The sequence below is a fragment of the Kutzneria chonburiensis genome (genome assembly GCF_028622115.1).
GTDB classification, from domain to species: domain Bacteria; phylum Actinomycetota; class Actinomycetes; order Mycobacteriales; family Pseudonocardiaceae; genus Kutzneria; species Kutzneria chonburiensis.
Window position 1 is genome coordinate 8,382,887 of sequence record NZ_CP097263.1, and the last position, 22,412, is coordinate 8,405,298.

The 22,412-nt window shown below is 69.8% G+C and carries 19 protein-coding genes and 1 pseudogene; 17 read left to right on the forward strand and 3 right to left on the reverse strand.

Annotated features, from left to right (window positions below; all coding sequences use genetic code 11):
• The first annotated feature begins 55 nt into the window (after positions 1-55).
• The 8 genes from M3Q35_RS39125 (at position 56) to M3Q35_RS39155 (ending at position 8,999) form a co-directional block, all read left to right on the forward strand.
• Complete coding sequence (locus M3Q35_RS39125; RefSeq protein ID WP_273944645.1) at positions 56-1,060, forward strand: thiamine ABC transporter substrate-binding protein; 1,005 nt, start codon at positions 56-58, stop codon at positions 1,058-1,060.
• Positions 1,036-2,613, forward strand: coding sequence for an ABC transporter permease (locus M3Q35_RS39130; protein WP_273937601.1), 1,578 nt, complete (start codon positions 1,036-1,038; stop codon positions 2,611-2,613). The genes M3Q35_RS39125 and M3Q35_RS39130 overlap by 25 nt, the downstream gene beginning before the upstream one ends.
• Positions 2,613-3,647, forward strand: coding sequence for an ABC transporter ATP-binding protein (locus M3Q35_RS39135; protein WP_273937602.1), 1,035 nt, complete (start codon positions 2,613-2,615; stop codon positions 3,645-3,647). Before M3Q35_RS39130 ends, M3Q35_RS39135 begins: the two co-directional genes overlap by 1 nt.
• A 231-nt stretch (positions 3,648-3,878) precedes the next feature.
• The gene (locus tag M3Q35_RS39140; protein WP_273937603.1) at positions 3,879-6,056 is read left to right on the forward strand and encodes an ATP-binding protein; all 2,178 of its coding nucleotides are present in this window, start codon (positions 3,879-3,881) and stop codon (positions 6,054-6,056) included.
• A gap of 57 nt (positions 6,057-6,113) precedes the next feature.
• On the forward strand, positions 6,114-6,311 hold the full coding sequence (locus M3Q35_RS48640) for an FAD-dependent oxidoreductase (protein WP_337960518.1): 198 nt from the start codon (positions 6,114-6,116) through the stop codon (positions 6,309-6,311).
• On the forward strand, positions 6,299-7,324 hold the full coding sequence (locus tag M3Q35_RS39145) for a Rossmann-fold NAD(P)-binding domain-containing protein (protein ID WP_337960519.1): 1,026 nt from the start codon (positions 6,299-6,301) through the stop codon (positions 7,322-7,324). The genes M3Q35_RS48640 and M3Q35_RS39145 overlap by 13 nt, the downstream gene beginning before the upstream one ends.
• Before the next feature lie 39 nt (positions 7,325-7,363).
• The gene (locus tag M3Q35_RS39150) at positions 7,364-8,074 is read left to right on the forward strand and encodes a TetR/AcrR family transcriptional regulator (RefSeq protein WP_273937605.1); all 711 of its coding nucleotides are present in this window, start codon (positions 7,364-7,366) and stop codon (positions 8,072-8,074) included.
• 10 nt (positions 8,075-8,084) lie between these two features.
• Entirely contained in the window at positions 8,085-8,999 is a 915-nt protein-coding gene (locus tag M3Q35_RS39155; protein WP_273937606.1) for an alpha/beta fold hydrolase, read from the forward strand.
• A 157-nt stretch (positions 9,000-9,156) separates the two neighbouring features.
• Here the strand turns inward: M3Q35_RS39155 and M3Q35_RS39160 are convergent, their stop codons facing one another.
• From M3Q35_RS39160 to M3Q35_RS39170, 3 genes and pseudogenes are all read right to left on the reverse strand, one after another.
• The gene (locus M3Q35_RS39160) at positions 9,157-10,029 is read right to left on the reverse strand and encodes an ABC transporter permease (protein WP_273937607.1); all 873 of its coding nucleotides are present in this window, start codon (positions 10,027-10,029) and stop codon (positions 9,157-9,159) included.
• Positions 10,026-10,963 (reverse strand): annotated as a pseudogene (locus tag M3Q35_RS39165) (ABC transporter ATP-binding protein). The gene M3Q35_RS39160 and the pseudogene M3Q35_RS39165 overlap by 4 nt, the downstream one beginning before the upstream one ends.
• 24 nt (positions 10,964-10,987) lie before the next feature.
• Complete coding sequence (locus tag M3Q35_RS39170) at positions 10,988-12,088, reverse strand: LolA family protein (protein WP_273937608.1); 1,101 nt, start codon at positions 12,086-12,088, stop codon at positions 10,988-10,990.
• 160 nt (positions 12,089-12,248) lie between these two features.
• On the opposite strand from M3Q35_RS39170, the gene M3Q35_RS39175 reads away from it, so the two are divergent.
• From M3Q35_RS39175 to M3Q35_RS39210, 9 genes are all read left to right on the forward strand, one after another.
• Positions 12,249-12,956 (forward strand): response regulator transcription factor, encoded by a 708-nt coding sequence (locus M3Q35_RS39175; RefSeq protein ID WP_273937609.1) that lies wholly within the window; start codon positions 12,249-12,251, stop codon positions 12,954-12,956.
• A complete protein-coding gene (locus tag M3Q35_RS48645) occupies positions 12,953-13,591 on the forward strand; it encodes a hypothetical protein (protein ID WP_337960520.1) in 639 nt (212 codons plus the stop codon). Before M3Q35_RS39175 ends, M3Q35_RS48645 begins: the two co-directional genes overlap by 4 nt.
• Entirely contained in the window at positions 13,546-14,301 is a 756-nt protein-coding gene (locus M3Q35_RS48650; protein ID WP_337960521.1) for a sensor histidine kinase, read from the forward strand. Before M3Q35_RS48645 ends, M3Q35_RS48650 begins: the two co-directional genes overlap by 46 nt.
• 2 nt (positions 14,302-14,303) lie before the next feature.
• The gene (locus tag M3Q35_RS39185) at positions 14,304-14,714 is read left to right on the forward strand and encodes a (deoxy)nucleoside triphosphate pyrophosphohydrolase (protein WP_273937610.1); all 411 of its coding nucleotides are present in this window, start codon (positions 14,304-14,306) and stop codon (positions 14,712-14,714) included.
• Positions 14,715-14,814: 100 nt separating this feature from the next.
• The gene (locus tag M3Q35_RS39190; protein ID WP_273937611.1) at positions 14,815-15,165 is read left to right on the forward strand and encodes a hypothetical protein; all 351 of its coding nucleotides are present in this window, start codon (positions 14,815-14,817) and stop codon (positions 15,163-15,165) included.
• Between the two features lie 116 nt (positions 15,166-15,281).
• Entirely contained in the window at positions 15,282-16,121 is an 840-nt protein-coding gene (locus tag M3Q35_RS39195; RefSeq protein WP_273937613.1) for an NBR1-Ig-like domain-containing protein, read from the forward strand.
• Positions 16,122-16,457: 336 nt separating this feature from the next.
• Positions 16,458-18,359: a translational GTPase TypA gene (gene typA, locus M3Q35_RS39200; protein ID WP_273937614.1), complete on the forward strand. Its 1,902-nt coding sequence runs from the start codon at positions 16,458-16,460 to the stop codon at positions 18,357-18,359.
• Positions 18,360-18,477: 118 nt separating this feature from the next.
• A complete protein-coding gene (locus M3Q35_RS39205; RefSeq protein ID WP_273937615.1) occupies positions 18,478-20,226 on the forward strand; it encodes an ABC transporter family substrate-binding protein in 1,749 nt (582 codons plus the stop codon).
• A 311-nt stretch (positions 20,227-20,537) separates the two neighbouring features.
• Positions 20,538-22,343, forward strand: coding sequence for an ABC transporter family substrate-binding protein (locus M3Q35_RS39210; protein WP_273937616.1), 1,806 nt, complete (start codon positions 20,538-20,540; stop codon positions 22,341-22,343).
• Positions 22,344-22,412: the final 69 nt, after the last annotated feature.

The window sequence follows — 22,412 nt, forward strand, 5'->3', positions numbered from 1 at the left end:
CCTGGAGGAGAACTTGACCGGGACGGCACGGCTGGCCGCGCTGGGGCTGGCGGCGATGACGCTCGCGGGCTGTTCGCTGGTCGGAGGGGGTGAACAGCCCGCGACCGACCACACGGTGACCCTGGTGACCCACGATTCGTGGGCGGTGGACAAGGCGCTGTGGGCGGACTTCCAGAAGACCTCGGGCATCACGGTCAAGGTCAGCATGAACGGTGACGCCGGCGCGCTGACCAACAAGCTGGTGCTGACCAAGGCCAACCCGATCGGCGACCTCGCGTACGGAGTGGACAGCACGTTCGCCTCCCGGGCGCTGAAGGAGGGCGTCTTCGCCCCCTACACCAGCCCGGACGCGAGCAAGGGCCCGCAGCGCTACCAGCTGGACGATTCGCACCGGCTGACCGCGATCGACGTCGGCGACGTCTGCCTGAACGTCGACACGGGCTGGTACGCGCAGCACAACCTGCCGGCGCCGACCGGCTACAACGACCTCGTCGACCCGAAGTACAAGGGGCAGACGGTGGTGGAGGACCCCTCGACCTCGTCACCGGGCCTGGCCTTCCTGCTGGGCACGGTCAAGCAGTTCGGCGCGGACAAGTGGCCGGACTTCTGGACGAAGCTGAAGGCCAATGACGTCAAGGTCGACGCGGGCTGGGACGAGGCCTACACGCAGGACTTCTCGGGCTCGTCGGGCAAGGGCCCGCGCCCGGTCGTGGTGTCCTACGCCTCCTCGCCGGCCGACGAGATCGGCTCTGACGGCAAGCCGCGCACCAAGGCCCTGCTGAGCACCTGCTACCGCCAGGTCGAGTACTCGGGCGTGCTGGCCGGCGCGAAGAACCCGGACGACGCCAAGAAGGTGCTGGACTTCCTGGTCTCGCAGAAGTTCCAGGAGCAGGTGCCGGCCAGCATGTACGTCTACCCGTCGCGCGAGGGCGTTGCCCTGCCGGACGCCTGGAAGACGGCGGCGCCGCTGCCGGACGCGCCGGCGCAGCTGCCGGCCGACCAGGTGGACGCCAACCGGGAGAAGTGGGTCCAGCAGTGCCGAACGCTGCTGCAAGGCTAGTTCTGCCGCTGCTCGCCCTGGTCCCGGTCGGCTTCCTCGGTCTGTTCTTCGCCTGGCCGGTGGTGTCGATCGTCGGCATCGGGCTGGGCGGCAGCGGCGTGACGGACGTCCTGACCAGCGCCGACACCTGGCGGCTGGTGGCGTTCACGCTCGGTCAGGCGGCCGCGGCGACGCTGGTGGCGGTGCTGATGGGCATGCCGCTGGCGTTCGTCCTGGCCCGCTGCAACCTGCCCGGGGTCGGCCTGGTGCGCACGCTGATTCTGGTGCCGTTCGTACTGCCCACGGTCGTGGTCGGCCTGGCTTTCCGGGCGTTGCTGCCGGACGGCGGCGTGCTGTCGATCGTGCTGGCCAACGCGTTTTTCAACGTTGCGGTGGTCGCGCGGACGGTCGGCGGCCTGTGGGCGCATACGGATCGGCGCGCCGAGGAGGCGGCCCGGTCGCTGGGCGCGTCGCGCCGGCGGGCGTTCACCTCGGTCGTGCTGCCGGCGATCGCGCCGGCGGTCGGATCGGCCGCGGCGGTGGTTTTTCTCTTCTGCGCCACCAGCTTTGGCGTGGTGCTGATGCTCGGAGGGGCCCGCTACCGGACGCTGGAGACGGAGATCTACCTCCGCACGGTCGACCTGTTCGACCTGCCCGGCGCGGCGGCGTTGTCGATCTTGCAGGTGGTGGCGGTGATCGCCGTGCTGCTGGTCGGTGCGGCGGCCCGGCGACGCCGTGAGACGGCGTTGAAGCTGCGCGGTCGCTTCGAGACGGCAAGAAGGCCGACCGGCGGCGAATGGATCGTGGTCGGTGCGGCGGCGGCCGTCGTGATCGCCCTGCTGGTGCCGATCGTCGGCCTGATCGCCAAGTCGCTGACCACAATGGACGGTTGGCGCGCGCTCGCCGGCACCGGCGTCGACGGCACGCTCGAAGTCTCGGCCTGGCAGGCGGCGTCGAACTCGGTGAAAGCGGCGACCGACGCCACCATCCTCGCGATGCTGCTCGGCGTGACGGCGGCCGTGGTGCTTTCGCAACTGCGACGGGGCCGTGCCGTGCTGGGCGAGACGCTGGACCTGGCGCTGATGCTGCCGCTGGGCGTCTCGGCGGTGACGGTTGGCTTCGGCTACCTCGTCACGCTCGGCGATCTGCCCTTCGACCTGCGCACATCGCCGCTGCTGGTGCCGTTCGCGCAGGCACTGGTGATCACGCCGTTGATCGTCCGGACGGTGTTGCCGGTGCTGCGGGCGATCGACGAGCGCCTGCGGCAGGCCGCCGGCACGCTCGGCGCCGGGCCGCTGCGCGTGTGGCGTGAGGTCGACCTGGCGCTGGCCTGGCGGTCGCTGATCGCCGCGGCCGGCTTCGGCTATGTGGTCGCGCTGGGCGAGTTCGGCGCGACGAGTTTCCTGGCGCGGCCGGACGCGCCGACGCTGCCGGTGGCGATCGCGCGGCTGATCAGCCGGCCGGGCGAGCTGAACAACGAGATGGCGTACGCGGCCTGTGTGGTGCTGATGCTGGTCACCGTGCTGGCGGTCGTGCTGATCGAGCGGATGACGCCGGCGGTTGGGGAGTTCTGATGGCACTGGAACTACAGGGTTTGTCCATTCGGTACGGCGACTTCGCGGCCGTGTCCGATGTGGACCTGGCCGTGGCCGACGGCGAGGTCGTCGCGCTGCTGGGCCCGTCCGGCTGCGGCAAGTCGACGCTGCTGCGGGCGGTGGCAGGCCTGGAACGACCGGCTGCCGGCGCGATTCGTTGGGATGGCACGGATCTGGCCGGCGTCGCGGTACACCGCCGGGACTTCGGACTGGTGTTCCAGGACGGACAACTGTTCCCGCACAAGGATGTCGCAGCCAACGTGGCGTTCGGCATGCGCATGCACCACGTCGACAAGGGCCAGCAGAAGGCGCGGATCGAGGAGCTGCTGGCGCTGGTCGGGCTCGGCGGCTACGGCCATCGGCGCGTCACCGAGCTGTCCGGCGGCGAGCAGCAACGCGTCGCATTGGCCCGTGCCCTGGCGCCCAAGCCCCGCTTGCTTCTTCTCGACGAACCACTGTCCGCTTTGGACCGTGCGCTGCGCGAGCAGCTCGCCGTCGACCTCGCCGCGCTGCTGCGGGCCACCGGCACCACCGCGCTGGTCGTCACCCACGACCACGACGAGGCGTTCACGCTGGCCGACCGCGTCGCACTGATGCAGGCCGGCCGGATTCGCCAGGTCGGGCCGCCGGACGAGGTGTGGCGGCGGCCGGCCGACGACGTGGTGGCCGGCTTCCTCGGCTGCACCACCTTCGTGCCGGCCGAAGCCGCGGACGACCTGGTGACCAGTCCGCTCGGCGAGATCGCCCTGCCCGGCTCCGGCGACGGCACGGTACTGCTCGGCTTGCGGGCCAACGCTTTGCGTACCGATCCGGCCGGCTTCGTGCGCGGCGAGGTCGTGCAGCGGCTGCACCGCCGTGATCATGCCCGGCTGTTGGTCCAGCTCAGTGGCGACGGCGTGCCGAGCAGCCCGGTGGAGGCGGTGGCGCCGGTGGCCGGCGCACCCGAGCCGGGCGAGTCGATCCGGCTCGCGCTCGACGCCGACGGCATCGCGCTCACCGGCCAGCCGGCTTGAACGCACCGGTGGGCGGGCGCTCATCGCCGGGCCGTCCGTCACCGTGATTCGGATCCCTTCGGTGTCGTAAATTTGGAATGCTTTTCTCCCTGATTTGCGGGTGTGTGTGCCGCCGATCGGTGCGGCCGAAGTCGGCGTGACCGTTTGTCGCGCGTTTTCGACTGGTCGCCGCAGATCTCTACGGCCGTCCTCGGCTGCCGGTAGCGTCCGTATGTCCTTGGGAGCCGGGGGATGGGGAAGGAGCGGGTGTCGACCGCCGTCGGCACCCGGGCGTGGGTGATGCCAAAAGAAATCGACGAGTTGTTCGGATCCGCGACCGTGAACACCGTCGCTTCCGGCCGTTTCGACAATGTCGTGCAGGCCCGTGAGATCAATGGCGGCGTGCATCTGCACCCGCCGCCCGACGACCGGCCGGTGCCCGGCCACCTGCCGCCGCGCCCGCGCATGTTCGCAGGTCGAGAGCGGGAAACGCGACAGCTCGCCGCCGCGCTGACCCGGGCCGGTGTCGCGATGATCTGCGGCGCGGGCGGTATCGGGAAGACCTGGCTGGCGCTGAACTGGGCGTATGAGAACATCGGCCGATTCCCGGACGGCCAGTTGTTTGCCGACCTGCGCGGCTTTGACGCGGCCGGCGAGCCGAAGACCGCTTACGTCGTTCTGCACTTCTTCCTTCAGGCGCTCGGCGTCGAATCCGGACGAATTCCCGTCGACGTCGACGGCATGGCCTGTCTGTATCGCAGCCTCGTCGCCGGCCGCAAAATGCTCGTACTGCTCGACAATGTGCGGGACATCGGCCAGGTCACGCCGTTGTTACCGGGCAGTTCGAGTTGCGCGGTGGTGATCACCGGCCGGAGTCGCCTGGTCGGACTGCTCGTGCAGCACGACGCCCAGCTCGTGCCGATGGACGTGTTGTCGGAGACCGAGGCGCACACCCTGCTGACCCGGCGGCTCGGCAGCGACCGCATGGCCGGCGAACCGGCGGCGGTGGCCGAGCTGCTGGTCAGCTGCGCGGGTCTGCCGCTGGCGCTGGGCGTGGTGGCCGGCCGGGCCACCGCCCATCCCCGGTTCACGCTGACCCGGCTGGCCGAGGAGCTGCGTGATGCGGCGACCCGGCTCGGCGTACTGGACGAGCACGACCCGACCATGAGCCTGTCGGCGGTGTTCTCGTGGTCCTACGCCGCGCTGACCGACCGGGAGGCCGAGACGTTCCTGCTGATGTGCCTGGCCCCGGGGCAGGACCTCAGCCTGCCGGCGGTGGCCAGCCTGGTCGGCCGTTCGACCGAGCACACCGCGGTCATGCTGCGTGAGCTGGAGCGCGTTTCCCTTGTGCAGGAACATGTTCCGGGCCGGTTCCGGGTGCACGACCTGATCCGGCTGTACGGCGGCCAGCAGGCGCGGCAGACCCCGCCCCGGCCGGGCCCCGAGGTCGCGCTGCGCCGGCTGGTCGATTTCTACCTGCACACCGGCCGTGCCGCGGACCAGCTGCTCGATCCGGACAGCCAGCCGGTCGACATCGAGCCGGCGACGAACGGCGTCCGGCCCGCGGTGCTGCTGAGCCGGCCGGCGGCGATGGAGTGGTTCGAGGTCGAGCATTCGCAACTGGTGGCCGTGCAGGAGTTCGCGCACCGTGCCGGCTGGCGGCAGCACGTCTGGCAGCTCGCCTGGATTCAGCACGCCTATCACTGGTGGCGCGGACATCTGCACCATGACCTGGCCATCTGGCGCTTGGCTCACGAGGCGGTCGAAGGCATCGACGAGCCGGCCGCCAAGGCGATCGTGCACCAGATGCTCGGCTACGCGTATTCGCGGCTGGGCGTGCACCAGCAGGCGCTGCGACTCGTGGCCGACGCGATCCACTTCGCCGGCGAGACCGACAGCCTCGCCCACAAGGCCGCCGCACATCACGCGGCCGCCCAGGTGTGGGGGCAGCAGGGCGACACCGCCGAAGCGCTGCGCCATGCCGCGGCCGCGCTGCGCATCTACCGCGCCATCCGCGCCCCGCTGCGTGAGGCGTTCGCGTTGAACCTGATCGGCAACTTCGCCGTCCGGCTCGGCGATTTCGACCTCGCACGGCGCTCGTACGAACCGGCGCTCAGCCTGTTCAGCGCGCACCAGTACCGGCCGGGCGAGGCCACGATTCTCGACAGTCTCGGCCGCTTGGCCGACGCGGTCGGCCACACCGAGGCGCTCGGGCACTACGAGCGCGCTTTCGAGCTGCGGCACGAGCTCGGCGACACCTACGCCGCCGCCGAGACCCTGGAGCGGCTGGGCCGGACGTATCGGGCGCTCGACCAGAACGGCCGGGCCCGGGCCGCCTGGCGGCACGCGCTGAAGTTGTACCGGGCGCAGCGCCGGAGCGAGGACGCCGATCGGGTCACCAGCCAGCTCGAGCTGCTGAAAGCCAGGTGACGCAGCTAACAGAATAGACGGAATGACGAATTTGGTCAGTCGGTCTACCGTGACGGTATGACCACTGACAGGGATGAGGGGCGTCGGGCTCTGGTCGTCGGGCTCGGCATCAGCGGCATCGGGACGGCTGTGGCGCTGGCGCGCGCGGGGTGGCGGCCGGTGCTGATCGAGAAGGCGAGCGGCCGGCGCTCCGGGGCTACTTCGTCGGCCTGTTCGGGGCGGGCAAGTCGGCGGCGGAGCGGTTGGGCCTGCTGAAGAACCTGCACGACCGGACGGCGTTCGACGGCGTCACGTACGACCTGGACCGCTTCGGCGAGTGGCGTGGAGGCTTGGGGTTCAAGGACATTCCGGGTGATCCCTGGATGATGCTGCGCGGCGACGTGGAGCAGGCGGCGTTCGAGGCACTGCCGGCCGACGTCGAGATCCGCTACGGCACGGTGCCGACGGCGATCGAGCAGGATAGTAACGGTGTGACCGTTACGTTGAAGACCGGCGGCACCGCCGTCACCGAGCGGTTCGATCTGGTGGTGGGGGCGGACGGCCTGCGGTCGACGGTCCGGCGACTGGCGTTCGGCCCGGACGAGCGGTACCTGCGCCGGCTGAACTACATGATCGCGGCGTTCCAGCTGCCCGGCGGCCTCGACACCCTGCCCCTGCACGACGGCTGCACGCTGCTCGAGCCGGACCGCTCGCTGTGGGTGTTCCCCTTCGTCGATCACGCGCCGACGGTCCTGTTCGGCTACCGAACCGACGACGTGGACGCCGAGTTCAGCGAGCCGCCGGCGGTCCGCGTGCGCAAGGCGTTCGGTCCGGAGCCGACGGGCGACATGCTCGGCGCGGCGTTGGAAGCGCTGGAAGCCACGGATGAGCTGCTGTTCGACTCCGTCGAACAGGTGCACATGAACACGTGGCACAAGGGCCGGGTGGTGCTGGTCGGCGACTCGGCCTGGTGCGTGACGCTGTACGCCGGCATGGGTGTGTCGGCCGGGCTGGCCGGCGCCGACCTGCTCGGCAGCATGCTCGGCCGGCACGAGAACGTCGACCGGGCGCTGACCGAGTGGGAGCGCCGGCTGCGGCCGTACCTGAACTACTACCAGCAGCTCGGCGTGCAGCAGACCGCGATCTTCACACCCAACCGCAAGCAGATCACCGTGCGCCGGGCGATGATGCGGGGGATGCGGATGCCGGTCACGTCGACACTGCTGCGCATCATGCGCACGCACAACAAGTCCGGTCGCATGAAGGAATTCGACATCGCGCGGGCATAATCCCTGGCTGGCGCGGCACGCGCCGATGGGAGGACGGGCATGGCGGCACTGGCGGAGCAGGACTCGGGTAGCGCGGCGCGCATTCTCGCCGCGGCCAGGGAACTGGTGCTCAAGCGCGGGGTCAAGGGGTTGACCATCGCGGAGATCGCCGAGCGGGCGCACGTCGCCAAGGGCACGGTGTACCTGCACTGGAGCACCCGCGAGGACCTGCTGGTCGGTCTGTTCGCCCGTGACTTCCTGGCCATGGTCGACCGCGTGGTGGAGCTGATCGAGGCCGATCCCGACATCTGCCGGCCCAGCCGGCTGCTGCCGTTGGCCGTGCAGCTCACCGTCGACCTGCCGTTCGTCCGCGCGTTGCAGATCGAGGACGACGACCTGCTCGGCGCCCTCACCCGCCATCCCCGCAGCACCAAACTCCGTCAGGAACTCGGCCCGGCCGCGCTGATGTACAACGCCGTTCCGGTGTGGCGCATGCACAATCTCGCCCGTACCGACTGGGCCCTCGACGACCAGGCGTACGCGCTCCAGGCCCTGCTCTCCGGTTTCCTTGCCGCCGTCACTTCGCCGCGGGTCCTCAACGCCGTGACCGTCGACGATCCGATCCCGGTGTTCTCGGCCGCCGTGACCGCCCTGCTCGGGCCGGAAACCGCCGGGCCCGAGGACATCCGCGCCACCGCCGACGCGGCGTTGGCCGTACTGGCGAGCAAGCGGGAGGTGGTGCTGGAGTCCATCGCCAAACGTGAAGACTGAGGAGAAACCCTTGCCGCACCAACGCCGTATCAGCGTCAACGGCATCGAACTGTCCGTGACCGAGCAGGGCTCGGGACCGCTTGTCCTGCTGTTGCACGGTTTTCCTGAGACCTCGTACTCGTGGCGGCACCAGATCACCGCCATTGCCTCGGCCGGTTACCGCGTCGTCGCCCCCGACCAGCGCGGCTACGGCGCGTCCGACCGTCCCGAGGACATCGACCAGTACACGATCTTCCACCTCGTCGGCGACGTCGTCACGTTGATCCGCGCGCTCGGCGAGGAGCAGGCCGTCGTCGTCGGCCACGATTGGGGTTCCATCGTCGCGTGGAACACCGCCCAGCTTCGTCCCGGCGTCGTCCGCGGCGTCGTCGGCATCAGCGTTCCGCCGCTGCCCCGCGGCTCTTTGCCGCCCCTCACCGTCACCCGGCAGCGCTTCGGCGAGGGCTTCTACCAGAACTACTTCCAGCAGCCCGGCATCGCCGACGCCAGTCTGGACAGGGACGTCGCTGCCTCCCTGCGCCTCATCTACTCCGGCATCCGCAACCCCGAGCCGGCGCCCGGCTTCCTCGGCCAGTTCCTCGAGCCCGCCACCTTGCCCGCCTGGCTCACTCCCTCCGACCTCGCCACTTTCGTCGACCAGTTCAGCCGCAGCGGCTTCACCGGCGGTCTGAACTGGTACCGCAATTTCGACCGCAACTGGGAGCTCACCGCCGCTTGGCAGGACGCCCCCATCACCCCGCCGTCGCTGTACATCAGCGGTGAGAACGACGTCGTTCGCAGCTTCTATCCGATGGACGCCGCCGCTCGGGCCCTCGTGCCCACCCTTCGCGGCATCGTCGACGTGCCGAACTGCGGGCACTGGACACAGCAGGAGCACCCCGAAGTCGTGACCGGGGCGCTGCTGGACTTCTTGCGGGGTCTCTGACGGGAGGCCGCTGGCCATGGCAACCAGCATGATTCTGCGCGCGCGGCGCGGGCGCCAGAACTGACCACCGCGTTCACCCCGAACCGGGCAGTCGGCCTGCGAAGAGATCCCCGCCGGAACCTCACCCCGGTGTGGCTCCGGCGGGGACGAACGGGCGTCAGCCGTCCTTGCCGGCCAACCGGGCGTAGGCGGCGGAGAGGCCGATGACCAGGTAGCACGCGGCCTTGAGGGTGCTGTCGATCAAGCCGTCCCACGGCATGGGGTCGCGCAGCACGTCGGTGAGCGAGGTCCAACCGGTGGTGAGCAGGTACGGCTGGATCCAATCCAGCTGGGGGATGACGGTGAGGATGGCGAACACCAGAGCCCCGGCGAGGGTGGCGGCCATGACGACCAAGGGGTGCTCGGTGAAGGCGGACACGGCCAAGGCGATGGCGGAGACGGCCCACACCTGGAAGCTGACCCAGAGGATGGCGATGCCGATGCGGCCGAGGGCATCGCCGAAGCTGAGGGTGTTGCCGGACAAGGTGATCAGGCCATCGGTGCCGACCAGCACGACGCCGGTGATGAGGCCGACGAGTGCGATGGCGACGGTGGCGATGAACACCACGGCGGCGACGCCGAAGGCCTTGACGCCGAGCAGGCGGGCCCGGCTGACGGGGGCGACGAGCAGACCGCGAAGGGTGCCGTGGTTGGACTCGCCGGCCAAGGCGTCGGCCGCGGACATGGCGCCGAGCAACGGAAGCAACATCGCCAAGAGCAGCGTCAGGGACAGGATCGGCAGCACGAAGCCGTTGCCGATGAGGTTGGTGAACAGCGAATTGGGACCGTTGGCGGTGCCGGGGCCGACGCCGGCATTGCCGGCGATGACGGTGCCGACGCCGATGAGCACGGGCACCAACGACAGCAGGACGATCGCGATGATGGTCCGCGGCCGACGAAGGATCCAACGCAGCTCGGAGGCGAGCAACCGGGTCAGGGGAGCCCGCAGCGGTCGGTCCATCGCGGGCCGGTCGAGAACGGCGGCGGTCATTGCGTTTCCCCCTCGGTGAGCTGCGCGAACAGCTCCTCCAACCCGGTCCGACGCCGCCGCACCTCGTGCACGTCGGCACCGGCCTCGACCAACACCTTGACCACCTTGGGCGCAGTCGTGCCGATCAGCTCGACGAACAGACCGTCCTCGGTGGACCGGGCGGCGATGCCGTTGCTACGCAACGAGTCCAACGACGTCTCAACGTCCGGAGTGGACACGATGAGTGCCGGCGCGCCGGCCTCGAGGAGCTCGGCCAACTCGCCCTGGGCGACGACGGAACCCCGGTGCAGCACGGCGACGTGCGTGCAAGTGGCCTCGATCTCGGCCAACAGGTGGGAGCTGACGAGCACGGTCGTGCCGGCGGCGTGCAGCTCGGCGATGACCCGCCGGATCTCCCGCGTGCCGGCCGGGTCGAGGCCGTTGGTCGGCTCGTCCAACACGACCAGTCGCCGGGGCAGCAGAAGTACAGCGGCCAGACCCAGTCGCTGCTTCATGCCCAGCGAATAACCCCGGTACCGGCGGTCGGCGGCGTCGGCCAGGCCGACCCGCTCCAACGCCTCCGACACCGACGACGCGATGGCCGGCGTCGCCATCAACGGCTCGGCGGCGGCGACGCGACGCAGGTTCTCCCGACCCGACAAGAACGGGTGAAACCCTGGCCCTCAACCAAAGCACCGACATGCGGCAACGTGGTCTGCGCGCCACCGGGCATCGGATGCCCCAACAGCTCGACCGTGCCGGCCGTCGGCTGCACGAGGCCGAGCAGCATCCGAATGGTGGTGGTCTTGCCGGAACCGTTGGGCCCCAACATGCCCAGCACCGCGCCGGCCGGTACGTCCAGGTCGACCTGGTCGACGGCGACGGTGCTGCCGTACGTCTTGCGCAGTCCCCGAGTCCGCGCCGCGAGCGTGGGCGGCCAGCGCCGCCCCCACACCCGGCTCCACGAGGGAGGTACTGGTCACTTCACGCTCGCCAGGGCGTCGATCAGGACCTGCTGCGGCACGGCGCCGACGGCGACGCGGCCGTCATCCAGGATCAGCGCGGTGCCGACCGCGGTGCTGACCTGGTAGCCGGAACCCCACGGGCCGCTCACGCGCTTGCCCAACTGGCCCAACAGCTTCGACGGGTCGATGCTCTCGCCGCCCTTGGTGCTGGCCGACTTGTTGCCCAGCAGCCCGTCCGGCAGCTTCTGCACCAGCACGGTGTCCCAACCGGTGCCGACGAACTTCGGCTCCGGCAGGTCCTTGGCCGCTTCACCGGCCTTCTGCTTGGCCTCGTCCGCGCTGCCGGTGACGACCTTGGCGTTGGCCGGCGGCGTGAACGTGAACAGCGCCGGGTCCTGCTGGCCGATCGTCAGCTTGGCGAAGCCGATCTGGGCCACCGGCTGGCTGTTGCCGTTGGCCAGCACGCTCAGCTGCAGCGGGATCTTGGTCTCGGAGTCGATGGCGATGCGCACCTCGCGCAGCATGGTGCGCTCGGACGGCTTCGGCGCGAGCACCAGCTCGTAGGCCGACCGGCCGGCCACGGTCGCGGTGCCGTCCACCTTGACCGTGCTGTCCTTGCTGATCAAGGCGATGATCTGCTTGGCCGCCTGCGTCGGGTCGGTGACGCCCTCGCTGCTGGCCGGGATGTGCTCCTTGCCCTTCTCGGCCGTGCCGGTGTTCTTGTGCACGGTGTTGTTGGACGAGGTCCAGTCCCACAACGTGGTGCCGTCGAACACGACGGTCTCCTCGGAGGTGCCGCCGGGCAGCGCCAGCCGCTCCTTGCCCTGGCCGTCGGTCCACACCTGGGCGTTGGTCGTGCCGTTGCTGAGGAACTTCGACGCCGACCCGAGCCCCGGCACGGCCGGCAGCCCCAGGTTGTTGGTCGCGCTGACGGTGCCGGCCAGCGCCGGAATCTTGTGCGTGGTCAGCACCGACTGCACCAGATCCTCGGCGCTGACCTGTGGCAACACGGGGGCGGGCCCCGCACCGGCCGGCATCGCGAGCACGCCGAGCCCGACCACGCCGGCCAGCACGCCGGCCGCCCCGACGACCAGACCTGCCTTCTTCCCGTTCATCTGTCCCCTTCCGATACGTCCCAGTGAACGCCTCCGAGCTTGGTGAAGGCCAGCTGAGACCGGACTGAGGAGCTGAGAGAACACTGAGAAGGACCCCCTGAACAGGCGTTACCGCTGAGAGATCCCTGAGAGCCGTCCCGATCGTGGCCATACTGGCCGGGTGAGACCACGGGTGCTCGTAGTGGATGACGAGATCGGGGTGCGTCGGGCGCTGGAACGCGGGCTGACGGCCGAGGGGATGGACGTGGTGTGCGCGGCCGACGGCCCGAACGGGCTGAAGGCGGCGCTGACCGGGAGTTTCGACGTGGTGCTGCTGGACATCATGCTGCCGGGCCTGTCGGGCTACCGGGTGCTCCAGCACATGCGGGCGGAGCACGTGGAGACGCCGGTGCTGCTGGTGTCGGCCAAGGACGGCGAGGTGGACCAGGCCGACGGCCTCGACCTGGGGGCGGACGGCTACCTGGTGAAGCCCTTCTCCTTCATGGTGCTGGTGGCGCAGGTCCGTGCGGTGCTGCGGCGAGGAGCCTCCACGGAGGCGGCGGCGGTGCAGCTGAAGGTGGGGGAGCTGGTGATCGACCGCGCGGGCCGCGAGGTGCGCTGGGCCGGGGAGCCGGTGGCGCTCAGCCCCCGTGAGTTCGCGGTGCTGGAGGTGCTGGTCAGTCGCGCGGGCGCGGTCGTCACGAAGGACGAGCTGCTGCGCACGGTCTGGGGCGACGAGCTGGCGGCCACGCGCAATGCGGTGGAGGTGTACGTGGGCTACCTGCGCCGGAAGCTGGACGCCGTCGGTGCTGGTGACGTGGTGCGGACGATCCGCGGTCACGGCTACATGGCCAGCTCGCCCGAGCTGGATGCCGCATTGCGTCGATGAACCCTCGCACCTGGTGGCGGCGGCGGTCGCTGCGCTCCAAGATCACGGGCTCGGCCACGCTGTTCGCGATGGTGTGCCTGCTGGTGCTGTCCCGCATGGCCGGCGGCGCGATCGGCCCGCTGCTGGTCGGGGCGGCGGACTCGGAGCTGCACAAAGCCCTCACCGAGGCGGCGCCGGCCGTGGCCGCCGGCCAGCCGGTGCGCTCCTCGCTGGTGGACGTGCAACTGCGCGTCCTGGACACCGACGGCGCGCCGGTCGACGGTGGCCCGGCCCCGAAGCTGAGCGAGCGTGACGTCAGAGCCCTGATGTCGGGTCAGGACGTGCTGCGCCTCGGCGACGACCCGCCGCACCGCTGGATCGGCCAGGTCATCTACGACCCGACGGGCCTGCCGCGCCTGGTGGCGGCGGGGGCCGACCTCGTGGGCTACAACCAGGCGGTACGCGAGGGCGCGGACTGGCTGTCGCTGGCCGCGGTGTTCGCGTCGCTGCTGATCGGCGTGGCGACGTGGTTCGTGGTCGGCTGGTCGCTGTGGCCGGTACGGCGCATGCAGGCGGCGGCGGGCGCGCTGCCGGCGGGGAGCGCCTGCCGGTGCCGGAGGCGCACGACGAACTGCGCTCACTGGCCGAAGCCATGAACGAGCTGCTGGTACGGCACGACGAAGCGGTGCAACGGCTGCGGCGCTTCACCGGGGACGCGGCGCACGAGCTGCGCTCGCCGGTGGCGTCGATCCGTGCGCAGGCGGAGGTGGCGGTGGCGCACCCGGACCCGGAGTTCGCGCAGGAGGTGCTCGCGGCGGTCACGGACGAGTCGGAGCGCATGTCGACGCTGGTGGACGACCTGTTGGCGCTGGCGCGGTCCGACGCCGGGGAGTCGCAGCCGGTGGCGCGCGTGGACGTGAGCGAGGCGGCGATCGCCGCGGCCGAGCGCCTGTCCGGCAACGGCCCGCGCATCTGGGTCGACGCGCCGCGCGCGGGGGCGATGGTGCTGTGCGCGCCCGGCGAAGTGGCGCTGGTGTTGAACAACCTGCTCAACAACGCCCTGCGCTACGCCCGCGTGCAGGTCAACGTCACCGTGCTGCCGGCCGGAACGACCGTGCGGCTGCTGGTCGACGACGACGGCCCGGGCGTGCCGGTGGAACACCGCACGCGCCTGTTCGACCGCTTCTACCGCGTGCAGGACGACCGTGGTCGCGGCACCGGCGGCGCGGGTCTGGGCCTGGCGCTGGTGGCCGAAGCCGTGCGGCGGCGCGGCGGAACCGTGCGGGTGACGGATTCACCGCAAGGTGGTGCCCGGTTCGAGGTGCGGTGGCCGGCGTCCGGCCTGGCCATGTGGGGCAGGATCTGAGCGTGACCCAGGTTGTCGTTGCCACCGCGATCATGCGGAACGGACAGGTGCTGGCCCAGCAGCGGGCCTTTCCCAGTGCCGATGCCGGCCGTTGGGAATTCCCCGGCGGACGGGTGGAGCCGGGCGAGTCCGAAGAGGCGGCCGTCGTGCGGGAATGCCGGGAAGAACTCGGTGTCGACGTGAAAACCGGTCAACGCATCGGACCAGAGGTGCCACTGCGGAACGGCATGGTGCTCCGCCTCTATACGGCAACGCTGGTGGACGAAAACGCGGAGCCGGTTGCCGTTGAACACAGCGCCGTCAAATGGGTCGGCGCCGGCGAAATCGATGACGTCCCCTGGCTCGACGCGGACCTCGCGTTCCTGCCGGATCTCACGGAAATTGTTCGAAAGGACCGTCGGACAAACCCCTGACCTGCGCGAACGAGACTTCGCACATTGCCGGCTTGAACCGGACGCCCGTCGCGGGCTTTGCTGGTGGCACCGGAAATCCGGCATGCATCGAGGGGAAAACATGAACAAGGCAATCGCCGCTGTCGCCGCGTCCGCAATCGGTCTTGGCCTGATGGCCGCCGCCGCACCGACCGCGTCGGCGACCGACGTGAAGCACGCGAGCATCAGCTGCACCTCGCCCAAGGACGCGGACGCGAACTACTCCTGGGCCAACGGCGTCACCTCGGTCACCGTGTACTTCAACAACCACTGCTCGCACAAGGTGTCGGCCGGAATCGTGGTCGAGGACGTGCAGGACGGCCGGCTGGACATCTACTGCATGGTCACCAACGGCGGCACCAAGGGCAAGCACAAGTTCGACATCGGCGCCCAGAACAAGGTGAAGCGCATTCAAAAGGGCTGCTCGCTCTGAGGTGAGCCGGGCCGACACCCGGGGAGGATGTCGGCGCTGAGGCGGGTGATCCCGGGGGAGGGGTCACCCGCCTCACACGTCTGATCACGGCTCGTGCTGACCTATATTTCACGGTTGTGACCGGTCCTCAGAATCAGCCGAGGCGAGGGCGCAAGCACATCGTTCCGGACGCCGACGACGGCCCGGTCGCGCGTTTCGCCCGTGAGCTGCTGGCGCTGAAGGAGTCGGCCGGCAACCCGTCCTATGACCGGATGCGCGCCGAACTCGGTGCGGCGGCGTCGAAATCCACGCTCTCCGCGGCCACCAGGGGCCGGGTCCTGCCCTCGTGGGAGACCACCTGGGAGTTCGTCCGCAGCCTGGCCGGCGCCGGCGAGGACGTCCGCCGGGAGTGGCGTTTCCGTTGGGAGAACGCCAATGCCGAGCCGGCCGTGGAACCGGAGCCGGTGGTGGCGGCCAAGCCGAGGAACCGGAAAACGGCCGTGCTGGCCATCGCGGTCGTCGTGCTGGTGCTGGCGGCCGGCGCGGTGCTGGTGCCACGGCTGTTCCGGCAGCTGCCGACCTGGGGCGCCCGCAATCCGTATCCGCTGCCCGGCGACGCAGCGGGGTTCGGCGGCGACGGCCTGTCCGGCGACATGACCTTCCCGGACGGCTCGCAGGTGCCGGTCGGTCAGACCTTCACCAAGGTGTGGCGGCTGAAGAACACCGGGACCGTGGCCTGGCACGACCGCTTCCTGGAGATCGCCGGCGGCACCACCATGCAGTGCGTCTCGCCGAGCCGGGCTGCGGTGCCGGACGCCGAGCCGGGCCAGATGATCGCCGTCAGCGTCGCGGTCACGCCGACCGCCACCGGTGTCTGCCACGTGCTGTGGAAGATGGTCGACGCGCAGGGCGCGCTGGTCTTCCCCGACCACAACGGCGTCTTCTACGACGTGAAAGTGATCGCGCCCACGCACTGACGGGGTGTGAACCCTGTCACTAGAAAAATCATCAGCGCGACGGCGAAAACAAGATCAAATACTGTCGGCGATGCCGCGAATCACGCCGCCTTCTTCTTGGCCTTGAGCAGGGCGACCACCGGGCACCGCTTGCACCTGGGCTTGGACCGGCAGCACTTCTTCTTCACCTTGACCTTGCCCACCCGTGGCACTCCCGTCGTCGACTCCCGACAGGATAGGTGAGGCTGCCCTTACTCGGAACCCGTCCGTCCGAAAAGGTACGATGGGCGAGGACACGTGCGGGTATAGACGGCCGCCGGTGCCCACCTCCCACCTCGAAAGCTCTAGGAGTCCCGCGTGCCCACGGCCACCGCGAGTCAGATCCGCACGGACCTTCGCAACGTCGCCATCATCGCGCACGTCGACCACGGCAAGACCACGCTGGTCGACGCCATGCTGCGGCAGTCGGGGGCGTTCGCCGCCCGCGCCGAGCTGGTCGACCGGGTCATGGACTCCGGCGATCTGGAACGTGAGAAGGGCATCACGATCCTCGCCAAGAACACCGCGGTGCGGCGCAGCACGCCGGACGGGGTCGTCACGATCAACGTGGTCGACACCCCCGGCCACGCCGACTTCGGCGGCGAGGTCGAGCGCGCGCTGTCCATGGTGGACGGCGTGCTGCTGCTGGTCGACGCCAGCGAGGGCCCGCTGCCCCAGACCCGCTTCGTGCTGCGCAAGACGCTGGCCGCCGGCCTGCCGGTGGTGCTGGTCGTGAACAAGGTCGACCGCCCGGACGCCCGCATCGCCGAGGTCGTCGAGGAGACCCACGACCTGCTGCTGGACCTGGCCACCGAGGTCGGCGCGGACGACTCCGTGCTCGACCTGCCGGTCATCTACGCCTCGGCCCGCGCCGGCAAGGCCAGCCTGACCCAGCCGGCCGACGGCGGCCTGCCCGACAGCGAGAACCTCGACCCGCTGTTCGACGTGCTGCTCGGCCACCTGCCGGCGCCGACCGGCGACCCGGAGGCCCCGCTGCGGGCCCTGGTCACCAACCTGGACGCCAGCAGCTTCCTCGGCCGTATCGCGCTGTGCCGCATCCACGCCGGCACCATGCGCAAGGGCGAGTTCGTGGCCTGGTGCCGCGAGGACGGCTCGACCCAGCGCGTGAAGATCACCGAGCTGCTGATCACCGAGGGCCTCGAGCGCCAGCCGGCCGAGCGGGCCGCCGCCGGTGACCTGGTGGCCATCGCCGGCATCCAGGACATCACGATCGGCGACACGCTGGCCGACGCCGACAGCCCCGAGCCGCTGCCCCGGATCACCGTGGACGAGCCGGCCATCTCCATGACCATCGGCGTCAACACCTCGCCGCTGGCCGGCCGCAACGGCGGCACCAAGCTCACCGCCCGCCTGGTCAAGGCCCGGCTGGACAGCGAGCTGGTCGGCAACGTGTCGATCCGCGTGCTGCCGACCGAGCGCCCCGACACCTGGGAGGTGCAGGGCCGTGGCGAGCTGGCGCTGGCCATCCTGGTCGAGCAGATGCGCCGTGAGGGCTTCGAGCTGACCGTGGGCAAGCCGCAGGTCGTCACCCGCACCATCGACGGCGTGCTGTGCGAGCCCTACGAGCGGCTCACCGTCGACTCGCCCGAGGAGCACCTCGGCGCGGTCACGCAGCTGCTGGCCAACCGCAAGGGCCGCATGGAGCACATGGACGGCCACGGCACCGGCCGGATCAAGCTGGACTACGTGATCCCGGCCCGCGGCCTGATCGGCTTCCGCACCGACTTCCTCACCGAGACCCGCGGCACCGGCATCGCCAACCACGTGTTCGAGGGCTACCACCCGTGGGCCGGCGAGATCCGCACCCGGCACTCGGGCTCGCTGGTCGCCGACCGGACCGGCCCGATCACCGCCTACGCGATGATCCAGCTGGCCGACCGCGGCACCTTCTTCGTCGAGCCCGGCCAGGACTCGTACGAGGGCATGGTCGTCGGCGAGAACCCGCGGGCCGAGGACCTGGACATCAACGTGGCCCGTGAGAAGAAGCTGACCAACATGCGGCAGTCCTCGGCCGACGTGATGGAGACGCTGGCCCGGCCGCGCAAGCTGTCGCTGGAGGAGGCGCTGGAGTTCTGCGCCAGCGACGAGTGCGTCGAGGTCGCGCCGACCGTGATCCGGGTGCGCAAGCTGGTGCTGGACGCGACCACCCGTGGCCGCGAGCGGTCCCGGGCCAAGACTCGCGACCAGGCCGCCAAGTAACAACCTTTCCTACCCCGCACGCGTCTATTCACCCGTGTGGTCCATAGTTGACGGCTGAAGCCCGGCTGTGGACCACACGGGGCTTCGCCCCGGTCGAAACACCTTGGAGGCGGATTTCGTGCGCGGCAGGTCGGCGCTGCTGGCCCTCACGGCGGCGGTGTGCGCGCTGCTGACGGCCTGCACCGATTCGCCGCCACCGCCGTTGGTCAGCATTCCGCCGACCGCGGTGACCCCGACCACGCAGGCCGACCCGACCCAGCTGGTGATCGGCATGGACAGCGTGAAGGGCGGCTACAACCCGCACCTGCTGGCCAACCAGACCACGGTCACCCGGGCGCTCGGTGAACTCGTGCTGCCCTCGGTTTTCCACACCGGCCCGGACGGCAGCCCACAGCTGGACACCACGCTGATGGTGTCGGCCGAGGTGACCAAGGCCAGCCCGTACACGGTCACGTACACCATCAAGCCGCAGGCGGCCTGGGGTGACGGCGCGCCGATCGCCGCCGAGGACTTCGCCTACCTGTGGCAGAACATGCGCAGCCAGCCCGGCGTGGTCGACCCGGCCGGCTACCGCTTGATCACCGGCGTCTCGGCCCGTGACGGCGGCCGGGTGGCCGACGTGACGTTCAGCCAGCCCTACCCGGGCTGGCGGACGCTGTTCGGCAACCTGCTGCCGGCGCACGTGCTCAAGGACGCCCCCGGCGGCTGGACCGGGGCGCTGAGCGAGACCTTCCCGGCGGCCGGAGGCCCGTTCTCCATCCGCAGCATCGACCCCGAGCGCGGCGAGATCGTGTTGCAGCGCAACGACCGCTACTGGGGCCGGTCGACCAAGCTGGAGCGGATCGTGCTGCGCCAGGCCGGCCAGGCCGACCTGATCGCTGCGCTCAAGGCCGGCGACGACCAGCTGGCGGTGATGACCGCGGGCGACAGCACCATGCGCGGGCTGACCGAGCTGGGCAAGGCGGTCACGCTGACCACCGTGCCCAATCCGGTCGTGGTGGAGCTGTTGCTACGGCAGAGCAGTGCGCGGTTGTCCAACCCGACGCTGCGGGCCGCCGTGTTCGCGGCGATCGACCGGGACGCGCTGATCACCCTGGGCACGGGCGGCGGCCCGTCGGCGACACTCCGGGCCGACTCGCTGGTGACGGCCCCCTCGCAGCCGGGCTACAAGCCGTCCATCCCGCCCGGCGTCGGGGCACCCAACCACGATGTGGTGAATCAACTTCTCACCCAGGCGGGCTACACCAAGGCCAACGGGGCCTGGCTGCGTGACGGCGTGCCGCTCAACCTCGTCATCGGCGCGCCCAACGACCGGGCCCCCTATTCACAGCTGGCCGGTGTGCTCCAGCAGCAGCTGTCGGCCGCCGGCATCGGGGCCACCATCCTGAACACATCCGGTGACCAGCTGTTCGGGACCGTGCTGCCGGCCACCACGACCACCTCGCCGTCCGCCAGCACCAGCACCACCCCTGCCAACGACCAGGGCAACGACACCGACAGTTCGGTGGACATCGCGATCGTCCCGCAGGCGGTGGGGGGTGACCCGGCCGGCGTGCTGGCGGCGTCCTTCGGCTGCCGCGGGGCCCTGCCGGACGGCACCACGGCACTGCCGGCGGCCAACCCGGCCGGGTTCTGCGACCGGGGCCTGCAGCCGACCGTCGAAGCGGCCCTGACCGGCGCGATCTCGCTGTCGGACGCGTTGGCCACGGTCGAGCCGGCGTTGTGGCAGCAGCATGTGGCGATGCCTTTGTTCCAACTGTCCGATGTGCTCGCAACCGGTTCCGAGATCACTGGTGTGAACGGCGGACCACCCTTGGTCGGGCCCTTTGCCGGCGCGCCAACGTGGCGGCGTTCTGTTCGCCGATGACCCATTCGTGTTGTTAATCGCTGTTAATTCGGGCAGTCGCGAGGTACTGTCCGATTTCAACGCTTGACAGATTTTTCCCCCGTTCGGGTAGCGAACGATCCCGCCCGGTAACTGCTCAATCGCTACGCGCTGTCACCGTGTCACCCTTTGGTCACGATCCCGGTGTGACCAGTGACCCACGGGGATTCCTCTTCTTACGGTGCCTGGCATCAGCGCGCAGGTCGAGTAGCTTGTTGCGCGCTATGGTCCCCGGGCGGAGCGCGTCGACCTGATCGGGTCGCGGCCGCCCTGTGCTAGGAGGGCACGTGTCAATGAGGAGATCCAAGGCGATCCCCGCGATCGCGGTGATGGCCGGCGCAGCTCTCATGCTGACCGCATGTGGCGGCTCCGGTGGGGGCGATCAGAACAATGGGTCCAACGGTGGCGGACTCGCCAGCGCGGCCATTGCCAAGGGTGAATCCGGAGACACGTACACCGCGCCGAAGGTCAAGGACATTGGCCCGGTCGTTGTTTCGACCGACAAGCCGTTTACCGCGTACAACAACGCGACGGCCGACGCGGTGCAGTCGTACAACAGCTACGCGCTGATCCAGGTCCTCGCGCGGCCGTTCATCCTGGACGGCAACAACAAGGTCCTGCTCAACAAGGACGTCATGGACTCGGTCGAGGTCACCTCGACCAGCCCGAAGCAGGTCGTGACGTGGAAGATCAAGAAGGGCGTCAGCTGGTCGGACGGCGTCCCGTGGAACTGCAAGGACTTCTACCTGGCCTGGCTGGCGCAGAGCGGCCAGGACCTGAAGGCCGACGGCAAGACCACGTACTTCCTGCCCGGCGGCACCACCGGCTACAGCCAGATCGACTCGGCCAAGTGCCAGGACGACCAGACCTTCGTCACGTCGTTCTCCTCGCCGTTCGGTGACTGGAAGAGCCTGTTCGGCATCTCCGACGACCTGCTCCCGGCGCACGTCCTGGAGAAGCAGACCGGCGTCTCGGACATCACCCAGGTGACCCCGAAGAGCCCGGCCGACCTGCTGACCAAGGTCTCGGACTTCTGGAACACGGGCTGGAAGGGCTTCAAGGCCGACCTGGCCCCGGGCTCCGGCGCGTACATGATCAGCGACTGGCAGCAGGGCTCCTCCATCACGCTGGTCCGCAACCCGAAGTGGCCGGGCAACCCCGGCGGCCCGGCGAAGATCACCCTCAAGGCGATCCCCGACTCCAACGCCCAGGTGCAGGCGCTCCAGAACAACGAGGAGCAGGTGCTGTCCTCGGCGCAGCCGGACGCCAACGCCGCCCAGACGCTGCAGACCCTCGGCTCGTCGGGCATCACCTACGGCGCCAACGCCGGCCTGAACTTCGAGCACCTCGACCTGAACCTCAAGCGCGCGGTGTTCCAGGACGAGGCGGTGCGCAAGGCGTTCGGCCAGTGCATCAACCGCAACGAGCTGGTCGACAAGCTGATCAAGCAGGTTCAGCCGGACGCCAAGCCGTTCAACAGCGTGATCTTCTTCCCGGGTATGCCCGGCTACGCCGACAACTACTCGGACAAGCTGGTCTCCAACCCGGCGACGGCCAAGGCGACGCTGACCGCCGACGGCTGGGCCCCCGGCCCGGACGGCATCATGGTCAAGGACGGCAAGAAGCTGACCTTCAAGATCAGCCACACCGACATCCCGCGCCGTAAGCAGACCGTGGCGCTGCTCCAGCAGGAGTGCAAGGCGGCCGGCATCGACATCCAGGACGACACCGACGCCAACTTCCTGGACAAGCGGGTCAGCGACAGCGACTACGACGTGGCCCTGTTCGCCTGGTCGGTCGCTCCGTTCCACTCCGCCGGCATCACCACGTACAAGACCGGTGGCAACCAGAACTGGAACGGCACCACCTCCAAGGTGGCGGACGACGCGTTCGACAACGCCCTGAAGCAGACCGACGACGCCGCCGCGGTGACCTACTACCAGGCCGCCGACAAGGCGATCGCCGACACCTACTCGACGTTCCCGCTGTTCCAGCCCCCGAACATGTGGGCCTACACCGGTGACATCGACAAGGCGTGGTTCCAGAGCTACTACGGCTCGATGTGGAACGCCAACGAGTGGCAGAAGCCGAACGCCTGATTAGCTGTATCAGCGGGTTCGAGCTCCCCGGCGTCGGTCGCGGTCCGCGATCGGCGCCGGGGCGCACCC

Excerpts from the sequence above, each read along its gene's own strand:
- M3Q35_RS39125 (WP_273944645.1), top strand. The coding sequence starts at position 56 with ATGACGCTCGCGGGCTGTTCGCTGGTCGGAGGGGGTGAACAGCCCGCG.
- M3Q35_RS39135 (WP_273937602.1), top strand. The coding sequence starts at position 2,613 with ATGGCACTGGAACTACAGGGTTTGTCCATTCGGTACGGCGACTTCGCG.
- M3Q35_RS39140 (WP_273937603.1), top strand. The coding sequence starts at position 3,879 with ATGGGGAAGGAGCGGGTGTCGACCGCCGTCGGCACCCGGGCGTGGGTG.
- M3Q35_RS48640 (WP_337960518.1), top strand. The coding sequence starts at position 6,114 with ATGACCACTGACAGGGATGAGGGGCGTCGGGCTCTGGTCGTCGGGCTC.
- M3Q35_RS39150 (WP_273937605.1), top strand. The coding sequence starts at position 7,364 with ATGGCGGCACTGGCGGAGCAGGACTCGGGTAGCGCGGCGCGCATTCTC.
- M3Q35_RS39160 (WP_273937607.1), bottom strand. The coding sequence starts at position 10,029 with ATGACCGCCGCCGTTCTCGACCGGCCCGCGATGGACCGACCGCTGCGG.
- M3Q35_RS39170 (WP_273937608.1), bottom strand. The coding sequence starts at position 12,088 with ATGAACGGGAAGAAGGCAGGTCTGGTCGTCGGGGCGGCCGGCGTGCTG.
- M3Q35_RS48645 (WP_337960520.1), top strand. The coding sequence starts at position 12,953 with ATGAACCCTCGCACCTGGTGGCGGCGGCGGTCGCTGCGCTCCAAGATC.
- M3Q35_RS39190 (WP_273937611.1), top strand. The coding sequence starts at position 14,815 with ATGAACAAGGCAATCGCCGCTGTCGCCGCGTCCGCAATCGGTCTTGGC.
- M3Q35_RS39210 (WP_273937616.1), top strand. The coding sequence starts at position 20,538 with ATGAGGAGATCCAAGGCGATCCCCGCGATCGCGGTGATGGCCGGCGCA.